This window comes from Hyphomonas sp. L-53-1-40 (assembly GCF_000682775.1).
Lineage (GTDB): Bacteria > Pseudomonadota > Alphaproteobacteria > Caulobacterales > Hyphomonadaceae > Hyphomonas.
In genome coordinates this window covers 185,294-195,762 of the sequence record NZ_AWFI01000018.1, presented here as the reverse complement: position 1 = coordinate 195,762, position 10,469 = coordinate 185,294, and the positions used below count along the sequence as shown (strand labels likewise).

At 59.6% G+C, this 10,469-nt stretch carries 8 protein-coding genes, 1 tRNA gene and 1 pseudogene; 7 read left to right on the top strand and 3 right to left on the bottom strand.

The window, feature by feature from the left end; genetic code table 11:
- The 7 genes and pseudogenes from L53_RS17170 to L53_RS13985 all read left to right on the top strand — a co-directional run.
- Positions 1–433: pseudogene (locus tag L53_RS17170) on the top strand (P-type conjugative transfer protein TrbL); the annotation flags it as partial.
- A gap of 18 nt (positions 434–451) precedes the next feature.
- Entirely contained in the window at positions 452–1,138 is a 687-nt protein-coding gene (gene trbF, locus L53_RS14015; RefSeq protein ID WP_034816700.1) for a conjugal transfer protein TrbF, read from the top strand.
- A 12-nt stretch (positions 1,139–1,150) separates the two neighbouring features.
- Positions 1,151–2,161 (top strand): P-type conjugative transfer protein TrbG, encoded by a 1,011-nt coding sequence (trbG, locus tag L53_RS14010; RefSeq protein WP_034816697.1) that lies wholly within the window; start codon positions 1,151–1,153, stop codon positions 2,159–2,161.
- Positions 2,158–3,417: a TrbI/VirB10 family protein gene (locus L53_RS14005; protein WP_034816693.1), complete on the top strand. Its 1,260-nt coding sequence runs from the start codon at positions 2,158–2,160 to the stop codon at positions 3,415–3,417. Before trbG ends, L53_RS14005 begins: the two co-directional genes overlap by 4 nt.
- Positions 3,414–3,614 (top strand): DUF2274 domain-containing protein, encoded by a 201-nt coding sequence (locus L53_RS14000; protein WP_034816689.1) that lies wholly within the window; start codon positions 3,414–3,416, stop codon positions 3,612–3,614. Before L53_RS14005 ends, L53_RS14000 begins: the two co-directional genes overlap by 4 nt.
- Before the next feature lie 209 nt (positions 3,615–3,823).
- A complete protein-coding gene (locus tag L53_RS13990; RefSeq protein WP_034816686.1) occupies positions 3,824–4,930 on the top strand; it encodes a tyrosine-type recombinase/integrase in 1,107 nt (368 codons plus the stop codon).
- Between the two features lie 129 nt (positions 4,931–5,059).
- Positions 5,060–6,181, top strand: a complete 1,122-nt coding sequence (locus tag L53_RS13985; RefSeq protein WP_034816682.1) for a Fic family protein — start codon at positions 5,060–5,062, stop codon at positions 6,179–6,181.
- Between the two features lie 228 nt (positions 6,182–6,409).
- Here the strand turns inward: L53_RS13985 and L53_RS13980 are convergent.
- From L53_RS13980 to L53_RS13970, 3 genes are all read right to left on the bottom strand, one after another.
- Positions 6,410–6,485 (bottom strand) — tRNA-Val (locus tag L53_RS13980).
- Between the two features lie 89 nt (positions 6,486–6,574).
- The gene (gene lon / locus L53_RS13975) at positions 6,575–8,992 is read right to left on the bottom strand and encodes an endopeptidase La (RefSeq protein ID WP_034816679.1); all 2,418 of its coding nucleotides are present in this window, start codon (positions 8,990–8,992) and stop codon (positions 6,575–6,577) included.
- A 170-nt stretch (positions 8,993–9,162) separates the two neighbouring features.
- Positions 9,163–10,464 carry an NADH:flavin oxidoreductase/NADH oxidase family protein gene (locus L53_RS13970; RefSeq protein WP_034816677.1) on the bottom strand — a complete coding sequence of 434 codons (1,302 nt, stop codon included), beginning with the start codon at positions 10,462–10,464 and terminating at the stop codon, positions 9,163–9,165.
- Between the last annotated feature and the right edge of the window lie 5 nt (positions 10,465–10,469).

The following is a 10,469-nucleotide window of genomic DNA, read 5'->3' as shown; positions in this document are numbered from 1 at the left end:
AGGTGGCAGCCTCGCCAAGGCGGGCATCGGGGCGGCGGCGGGCGGCACGCGCAGCGCGGTCGGCGCAGCAGCCTCCATGGCAGGCGGCGCACGCACGGCCTACCAGATGAACGCCGCCGCTTCCGGAAAGTCCGGCGCCGGCGCCACGATGGCGGGCATGAGCGGTGTCGCGGGCGCGGGCGTTCGCGCGGCGGCTTCGGGCGCGAAAGGTTTTGCCCGGCGGGCATTTGGAACCCCAAGTGAGCGTCATCAGGCAGGAGCACGCGCCGCCTTTGCGGCAACGGGCGGCACGGGCGCGCCCAATGCGGGTCCTGCCAATGGGCATAATTCTTCCCCGGACTGGGCACGGCGCATACGCCGCGACCAGTCGACCCGCGATGCCGGCATGATGGCGACGGCGACCGGCCGGGCGGCGGCACATCCATACAACTGAAGAATGACGAGGACTGACATGAAGCTCTGGAAGCGAAATTCCACCCGCTATGGCGAGACACCGGAACCGGTGACACCCTACCAGCGCGCGGCGCAGGCCTGGGATGACCGGATTGGCTCGGCGCGCGTACAGGCGGCCAACTGGCGTATTGCCGCGCTCGGCAGCCTTGGCCTCTCGTTCGTGCTTGCGGGCGGCCTCGTCTGGCGCTCCACCCAGTCCTTCGTCACGCCCTATGTGGTCGAGCTGACCGGCGAAGGTGCCGTGCGCGCTGTCGGCCCGGCCGACGGGCGCTATGAGCCGACCGATGCGCAGATCGCCTTCCACCTGGCAGAGTTCGTGAAGAACACACGGTCCATTTCCATCGATCCGGTTGTCGTCCGGCAGAACTGGCTGAAAGCCTATGCCTATGCAACCGACCGGGCCGCTGCGACCCTCAACGACTATGCCCGCGACAATGATCCATTTGCCGACCTCGGGCGACGTTCGGTGTCGGTCGACGTGACGAGCGTAGTGCGCGCTTCCGACGACAGTTTCACCGTACGCTGGCGCGAGACCGCTTACCGGAACGGGACCGAGACCGGCCAGTCCAACCATACCGGCGTGTTCTCGATCGTCATTGACCCGCCCCGCACCGAAGAGGCCCTCAGGGCCAATCCCCTCGGCCTCTACGTCCACGGCCTCAACTGGTCGAAAGACCATCAATAGGAGCTAAATCCCATGAAACGCCTTGCCCTGATCTTCCTCGCCTCGACGGCCCTTGCGGCGTGCGAGAGCTTTCCGGCCGCTGTCGGTCCCGACATCACCCTCGATGAACCAGACTATGTCGAAGACCTCTATCTCGCTCCTGATGCGGAAGAGACCGGCACAGCTGAAGCGGACATGGAGCCAACACCGGTTATCTACCGCACCTACACACCGACCATGATGCCGGGCCAGATGAAGCCCGCACCCAGCGAAACAGAATCTCCATCCCTCAAACCCTACCAGGCCATAGAGACGGCAAACGGCAAGGCGGCCATCGAACCCTCCCTCGACAATTACATGAACGCGATCCAGGTCTACCCCTACACGGTCGGCGCGCTCTACCAGGTCTATTGCGCGCCGGAACAGGTGACCGACATTGTCCTCCAGCCCGGGGAGGAACTGGTCTCGGTCTCTGCGGGCGACACGGTGCGCTGGGTCCTCGGGGATACGGTCTCCGGTGCCGGCACGGACGCGCAGGCACATATCCTGATCAAGCCGACACAGGCGGGCCTCAAGACAAACCTCATCATCACGACGAGCCTGCGGGCCTACCATCTTGAACTCAGGGCATTCGCAGAGACCTATATGGCGGCCGTCTCATGGCGCTATGCCGACCAGCAATTGGTGACGCGGGTCGCGCGGTCCGGCGCGGCACCCGCCTCTGCATCTCCTGCCGGGTTGCAACTGGAACGGTTGAAGTTTCGCTACGACCTCGACGGTGACTTTCCGCACTGGCGGCCGGATCGCGTGTTCGATGATGGCCGCAAGGTCTATATCCAGTTCCCCGCCCGGCTCGACCAGGGTGAGGCCCCGGCCCTGTTCGTCATTGGTCGGGACGGCAAGTCCCAACTCGTCAACTACCGTATGTCCGGCGACTATTATGTCGTCGACCGCCTGTTCGCCCGCGCCGAGCTGCGCCTCGGAGAAAAGCGCCAGGATGTCGTGAAGATTGCGCGCAATGATCTTGGCAGCGCGAAGCCATGACAGAGACTGCTTCCCCACCAGCACAGCCGCTCGAAATCCGCGGGCGCCCGAGGCCGGTGAAGCGGTTCTCCAAAAGGGCACTGATGATCCTGCTCGGAACCAGCAGCGCAATTGTGCTCGGCTCGCTCGCCTTTGCCCTGCAAGGCCCGAAGGGCGGCGCGGACGGTCCGGCGCGGGAACTCTACAAAACTGGGCATAATCCGACAGCGGATGGGCTCGCTGCGCTTCCGAAATCTTATGGCGAGATTGCGCCGGAAGACGACATCCTCGGGCCACCGCTTCCGGGAGACCTCGGCACGCCGATCCTGAAGGCCCAGCGTGATGGACGGATGGTATTGCCGGCGGAGGATGCGCCTGAAAGTGATCCCATGCGTGAGCAATTAGCCGCGCTGGAGGCCGAGCTGCGCGCGCGGGAAGCGGCGCTCTCCGATGCGGCCCGGGGGAGCGGGGTGTTTTTCCAGGTAGGGACGAGTGCCGGGTCGAGGAGTGCCCACGGGAATGTTGCATCTGCGGCGCCGGCTTCGGTGAGCTTTCCGGACTTGTCGGCATTTGCGCCATCTGACGGCAGCGCGTTCGGGTCATCCTTAAGTGAAGACCCGAACCGTCAGGTGCGCAAGCTTGATTTTCTGGGCACCGAGATAGATCCATCGATCTACAATCCGCACCGGCTCGAGACACCGGTCTCGCCCTACCAGTTGATGGCGGGAACATTAATTCCGGCTACCCTGCTCACGGGCGTGAACTCCGACCTGCCCGGCCAGGTCATCGCGCAGGTGACAAGCCCGGTCTATGACACCGTCACGGGCGAGATCGTCCTCGTGCCGCAGGGCGCGAGACTCATCGGCCGCTATGACAGCGTCATCGCGTTCGGCCAGTCGCGCGCCCTGCTCGTCTGGAGCCGGATCGTTATGCCGGACGGGTCATCCATCCGCATCGACAATCTCGCCGGCGTCGATGCGCGCGGCTACGCCGGGCTCGAGGACAAGGTCGACTATCATTCCTGGAAATTGCTCCAGGGCGTCGCGCTCTCGACCCTGCTCGGCGTCGGCTCCGAACTTGCGAGCGATGACGAGGGCGATATTGCCCGGGCGCTCCGCCGCTCGGCGCAGACCGGGGCCAATGAGGCCGGTCAGGAAATTGTGCGACGTAACCTCGACGTCCAGCCCTCGATCACGATTCGGCCAGGCTGGCGCCTCGGCGTGCTGGTCAACAAGGACATTGTTCTGAAACCCTATCAAGGAGGCAAGCAGCCATGAGTAAAGTCAGTTTGAAGATCGGGCCGCTTCCGGACCGGACACCGCTGGCGGCGGATCTCGAAGCGTATTCTCGAATCCATGCTGCAACCTACGGAGCTGAGGCATCGGTGGCTATGCTGGTTCCTCTGATGCTTGAAGCTTTCCTTTCGAGCGATCCTGGCTTTCGTAAGGCCATGAAGACTCAAACCTACCGGTGATGTCGAGCAATGGCCCGAACGCAGATACCTCCGCATCTAAAAACCTGTGAAATCAAGCGCCGTCTCAAAACGCTGATCGCTGCAGCGAAAGATACAGGATTTGACGTATGCGGCGTCCGGCTCATGCCTGACGGCGAAATTACCCTTCTGGACAAGGCCTCTCTCAGACTCGAAACTGATTCGGAGGCGAAATGGCTAGGGAGCTGACCATGTCCATCAAAGGTCTTCATGTAATTGCGAAGAAGCTCGCGACGGGCCAGACACGATACTACTATTACGCGTTTCGCGGCGGTCCAAAATTCTGGACGATTGAAGGATCCAGGTTGGATGGGCCTGGCAAGCGACTGCCTCCAGAATTCATCCAAGCCTATTCAGAGGTGATGGAGGATGAAAGAGCGCCAGTCGCAGATTCGCTCGCCATGGCGGTCATGCTTTATCGGAAGAAGTCTCCCGCATTCAGAAAGATGAAGCCAAAAGGGCAAACGGCAAGGATCAAATATCTCGACAAGTGGTTGGAAATGCCCCTGAAGGCGGGCCAGCAAGCCGCGAACGCACCCCTTTCGGTTTTCGATAGCAGACGCATTATCAAGTTTATCACCTCCCACCGCGATCGTGTTTGGGGTCACTCTCCGAGCGCTGCTGATGAGGCCGTCCTGGCTCTGTCGGCCTTCCTGACTTGGTGCAAAAAGGACGGGCGGCTGGACTGGAACCGAGCGCATGGCATCGAACCGCTTTATGAACGGCCGACGGAAGCGCGTATTTGGTCTCTGGAAGAGCAGGCAAAGTTTCTCAAGACCGCGTCGGCGCATTTGGCCTGGGCGTTCAAACTGGCTCTTCACACCGGACTTCGCCGTGAAGACCTTACCCGCTTGCCACTTTCGGCGATCACGAAGCAGCATCTGATCATTCCCACGGGCAAGAGTCGTGGTCGCAACACTGCACTTATCCCCATCACGCCTCCGCTTCGGTCGTTGCTTGATGAAATCGATGCGGCGCGCGCCAAACTCGCGACGGCCCCCCTCACGATTCTTTTCTCCAGTAAGGGCAAGCCTTGGACGGCAGAAGGGTTCGGCACGAGCTTTGATCGCCATCGCAGCCGTATGGGACTTGGCCCGGAAAACGATGGGCCAACCATCCACGACATGCGCAAGACATGCGCGACGAATATGATTATTCTTCAGCACCTCTACCCGACTCTGATATCAGATCAGGTTCTGACCGATTTGTTCGGCTGGACGCCGGGTACACTCGCGAAAATGAAGCGGATTTACGTGTCAGATGCAGCTGTCATTGAAGCGATGACGACTTCGATCTAGGAGCCAAGTCTCGTAAAGGATGCCGCCTGCATAGGTCAGAGATCGCTTGGTGTTGATTTACACCAATTTGGTGATTTTCTTTACACGTTAGCTGGACATGTAAAGAAAATTGCGTTTCTTTGACATATCATGTCGAAATCACCAGATTCCTCGTACAAATTGCCCGATCTTCCGCCACCCGTCGAGATAGAGACGGTACCGGTGCTGAAGGCACTTGCGCGCGCCAACAGGGCACTGGCGGAATTGAAGGGCGCAGCCAAAGCCATCCCCAATCAGGGTATCTTGATCGACACGCTGGCCTTGCAGGAGGCCAAGGCAAGTTCTGAAATTGAAAACATCGTCACCACTCAGGACGAACTGTTCCAGGCAGACTTGTTTCCCGAAGGGCCTGGCTCAGCCGCAGCAAAAGAGGTCGCACTCTATCGTGACGCCCTGAGGCTTGGATTTGACCAGCTACGCAAGACGCAGGGATTGATCACTAACCGCATCATCATCGACATGTTTCGTTTGTTGAAGGGGCGAGACGATGGCTTCCGAACGCAGGCCGGAACAGAGCTGAAGAACGATCGCACGGGCGAAACCGTCTATGTGCCACCACAGGGCCCGCGTGAGATTGAAACCCTTATGGCTGGGCTCGAAGTCTTCATCAATGATGATGACGCCTGCGATCTGGACCCGCTCATCAAAATGGCGATCATTCACCATCAATTTGAGAGCATCCACCCGTTCCCGGACGGCAATGGCCGCATCGGGCGTATCCTCAATGTACTTTATCTGACGCGCACGGGCCTGCTCGACATTCCCATTCTCTATCTCAGCCGTCACATCACAGGTACGAAAAACGACTATTATCGATTGCTGCAGGCCGTGCGAGATGACGGCGCTTGGGAAGATTGGGTACTCTACATTCTGGAAGCGGTGGCAGAGACATCTCAGACGACCCTACAGCTGATCGAAGGCTTGCGCGCCCAGATGGCGGACTACAAGAAACGGATGCGAGCAGAGCTCGGCAAGATCTACAGTCAGGACCTTTTGAACAACCTCTTCCGCCACCCTTACACGCGCATCGATTACGTGATGCACGATCTGCATGTCAGCCGACCGACCGCCACCAAGTATCTCGATCAACTTGCCGAAGCGGGTTTCGTAACCAAGCATCAGGCCGGCCGGAACAATTACTATATCAACGAACCGCTTCTCGCCCTGTTCATGCGGGTGTCCGACGGTGGTGGACGGCAAGACGCGAAGTAATCCAGCATCGGCTAAGCCGGGATCGCTTCGCTGATAAAGTCCTCACCGATCTGTTCGACTGGACACCCAAGACATGCATAAAAAATCAGGCGCACACACACGTTCGGCGCGACCGTTCTGGGCGAACGAGCGCCACGTTTTAAGGACGGAACAAGAACAGAACCTGTAAACTATGCTGTAAACTGTTCTCTGATGTTCTTTTTTCCACAGGCTAGTGCCTTGTTTTTATGGTGGGCGGTAACGGGCTCGAACCGCTGACCCTCTCGGTGTAAACGAGATGCTCTACCAACTGAGCTAACCGCCCCAATCCCGCTCAAATGCACGGGGTTGAGAGAAAAAGCAAGACGGCCGTTCAGTGTTTGAACGGCCGCCTGTCATAAGTCTCAATTCAGCCTAGTGAGGACGGGCCGGATCGGTCGCCTGATTACCCGGCTGACCGGACAATGAGGCCTGCAATGCGGCTTCATCTGCTTCTGACCACTCGATCGGCGACAAGGGCCGCGTCAGCGCGATGGCCAGCACTTCATTGATGTCCGAAACGGGCACAATCTTCAGGCCGGTCTTCACATTCTCCGGAATGTCTTCGAGATCCTTCTCGTTCTCTTCCGGGATCAGCACCGTCTTGATGCCGCCGCGCAGAGCTGCGAGCAGTTTCTCTTTCAGGCCACCAATCGGCAGGACGCGTCCCCGCAGGCTGATCTCGCCCGTCATGGCCACTTCCCGGTCCACCGGGTTGCCGGTCAGCAGCGAGACAATCGCCGTTGTCATGGCAACACCCGCGGACGGGCCATCCTTTGGCGTCGCGCCATCGGGCACGTGCACGTGGATGTCGGTCGTGTTGAACACAGTCGGCTTGATGCCGAGCATGACAGACCGGGACCGGACCAGCGAGCTGGCCGCCTGGATCGACTCTTTCATGACGTCGCGGAGGTTGCCCGTGACCTTCATGTTGCCGCGACCGGGCATCTTGACCGCCTCGATGGTGAGCAGGTCACCGCCGGTCTCGGTCCAGGCAAGGCCAGTCACCGCGCCGAGCTGATCGGTCTCGTCGGCGAGACCGTAGCGGAATTTCCGCACGCCTGCGAATTCGGGAAGGTTCTCCGACGTCACCGTCAGGGTTTCGCCCTCCTTGTCAGACAGGATGCGGACCGTCTTGCGGGCCAGCCGTGCAATTTCGCGCTTCAGGCTCCGCACACCGGCTTCGCGGGTGTAGTACCGAACAAGGTCGCGAATGGCCTCATCTGCCACAATCCACTCCCCTTCCTTCAGGCCGTGATCTTCACGGACCTGCGGGATGAGGTGACGTTTGGTGATTTCCACCTTCTCGTCCTCGGTATAGCCGGCGATGCGGATGATCTCCATCCGGTCGAGAAGCGGCTGGGGCATGTTGAGCGAGTTCGCCGTCGTCACGAACATCACGTCAGAAAGATCGTAATCGACTTCCAGATAGTGATCGTTGAACGTCGAGTTCTGCTCAGGGTCCAGCACTTCCAGCAAGGCAGATGCCGGATCGCCACGATGGTCCATGCCCATCTTGTCGATCTCATCCAGCAGGAAGAGCGGATTGCCCGTCTTGGTCTTCTTCAGCGACTGGATCACCCGGCCCGGCATGGAGCCGATATAGGTCCGGCGGTGGCCACGAATTTCGCTTTCGTCCCGCACGCCGCCCAGCGACACGCGCACAAAGTCGCGTCCCGTGGCTTCAGCGATGGAGCGGCCAAGCGAAGTCTTGCCGACGCCCGGAGGGCCCACGAGGCAGAGGATCGGTCCTTTCATCTTGCCGGTGCGTTTCTGCACGGCGAGATATTCCAGGATCCGCTCTTTTACCTTGTCGAGACCATAATGGTCGTCATCAAGTTGCTTCTCGGCCTTGGCGAGATTGGTCTCGATTTCCTTGCGCGTGCCCCAAGGCAGGGCCAGCAGCCAGTCGAGATAATTCCGCACGACAGTCGATTCCGCAGACATTGGCGACATCTGACGCAGCTTCTTGATCTCGGCTTCGGCCTTCAGGCGTGCCTCTTCAGACAGCGGGGCGTCCGCAATCTTCTGCTCAAGGTCGGCCAGCTCATCGCGCTCAGCGCCATCGCCGCCCTGCTCGCCCAGCTCGCGCTGGATCGCCTTCATCTGCTCGTTCAGATAATATTCGCGCTGGGTCTTCTCCATCTGCCGCTTGACGCGGTTCTTGATCTTCCGCTCCATCTGCAACATGCCCATTTCGCCTTCCATGAGGGCGAAGACCTTCTCGAGGCGATCTTTCGCATCGGGAAGTTCGAGCAATTCCTGCTTTTCGGAGAGTTTGACAGACAGGTTTGACGCCACCGCATCGGCCAGACGACCAGGCTCGGTCAGCGCAGCAATCGTGGTGACGGATTCCGGCGGGATCTTGCGGTTCAGCTTGACGTAATTTTCAAACTGCTCCTGCACCGCACGCATGAGTGCCTGCACGTCATCATCGGTGCCTTGGGCCTCGTCATAGGCTTCGACTTCAGCTTCAAAATATTCGCCGCGGTCGTGCAGCTGGTTCAGACGCGCACGCGTCTTGCCTTCGACCAGCACTTTCACCGTACCGTCAGGCAGCTTGAGCAGCTGCAGAATAGTGGCAATCGTGCCGACCTCGTGGACATCATCTGAGCCCGGGTCGTCTATGGCCGCGTCGCGCTGGGCGACCAGCATGATTTCATTATCGGCCTCTTCGATCATTTCGAGGGCCCGCACAGACTTGTCCCGCCCAACAAACAGGGGCGCGACCATGTCTGGAAACACAACGATGTCCCGAAGCGGCAACACCGGAAGGTTCTTTATACTTGGCATCTACAATGCCTCCTTCTTCAAATTGAGCCCCGACTGAGCGGCAACTCAGGAAACCCTACCTGCCGATGATGGCAGGAGTCGGGCGTTTCACCAGATGTGGAGGGCAAGGCAGGCCGGTTCAAGCCACCGAATGCTCAGGAAATTCCCTCCCATGTGGAAACCGTCTCCTATCAGGGCATTGCGGCTTTTCTGGCCTTCTCGGTGCGGCTTTCATTTTTCTGGTTAGCCAAGAAAGCAGAAAGTACGCCCAATCCCGTATCGGGGGCCTCGCCGGCGCCAAGCCTGCGCAACTGTTCATAATACCAGCCGATGACTCCAAACCCGTTCAGCGCCTTCACCAGTTTGATGGGAGAATTCGGCCCCAGCCATCCCGGCCCGAGGCGCAACGTTTTCTCCCATTGCGCGGCGACGACGATCTCTCCGGACAAGAGCCGTCTCGGCGTGTCGGGCTCGACACAGAGCGGTCGGCCGAGACCGATCAGGTCGGCCTCCCCTTCCGCAAGCGCCGAATTCATGGCGTCGGTCGTGCGAAATCCACCCGTCACCATGAGTGGCAACTGGCTGCGCGCCTGTACTGCTTTGGCATATTTCAGGAAGTAGGCCTCCCGTTCGCGCGTGGATTCACGGACATTCTGCTCAAAAACCGGCTCCAGGCCTTCGCTGTCCATCATGCGGGGCTGTTCATAATTGCCCCCGGATATCTCGACAAAGTCGACGCCAAGCTCGTTCAGAATGTCGATCACGCCGAGACAGTCTTCAAAACTGAACCCGCCTTTCTGGAAGTCTGCGGAATTGAGCTTCACCGAAACTGAAAACCCCGGCCCAGCCGCAACGCGCGATTCCCTGACGCATTCGGCGAGCAGGCGCGCGCGGTTTTCCAGCGGCCCGCCATAGTCATCCTGGCGCTGGTTCGCCAGCGGCGACAAGAATGAAGAAAGTAAATAGCCGTGCGCGCCATGAACCTGAACACCGTCAAAGCCCGCCTGCTTTGCAACGCTGGCGGCCCGGCCGAAGCCTTCGATCACGGCTTTGATCTCGTCCAAAGTCATCGCGCGGGGCTGACCGAACTGGCCGCCCGGCAAGCCCAGCGCGACCGGACTTGGCGCAGCGGGGCTCGGATTGATCAGTTTTGGCGTTTGGCGTCCGGCATGGCTGACCTGCATGATCATTGTGGCGCCATGAGATTTGCCAACGTCGGCCCAGCGCGAGAACATATCCATCTCTTCATTTGACGGCTTGCCGTCTATGACCACATTTCCCGCACGCTCGAGATGATTGCGGTCAATCTGGACATTTCCTGTGATCATCCCGCCTATGCCGCCTTCCGCCCAGCGGCGATACAATGTCAGATGGCTTTCAGTTACCCGGTTGCGAGGATCAGCGAGTCCCTCTGTCATTGCCGCCTTCACAAGCCGATTGGGGAATGTAAGCCCGCTCTCCAGGGTTAACGCCGTATTAATCGAGGCTGTCATCTTAT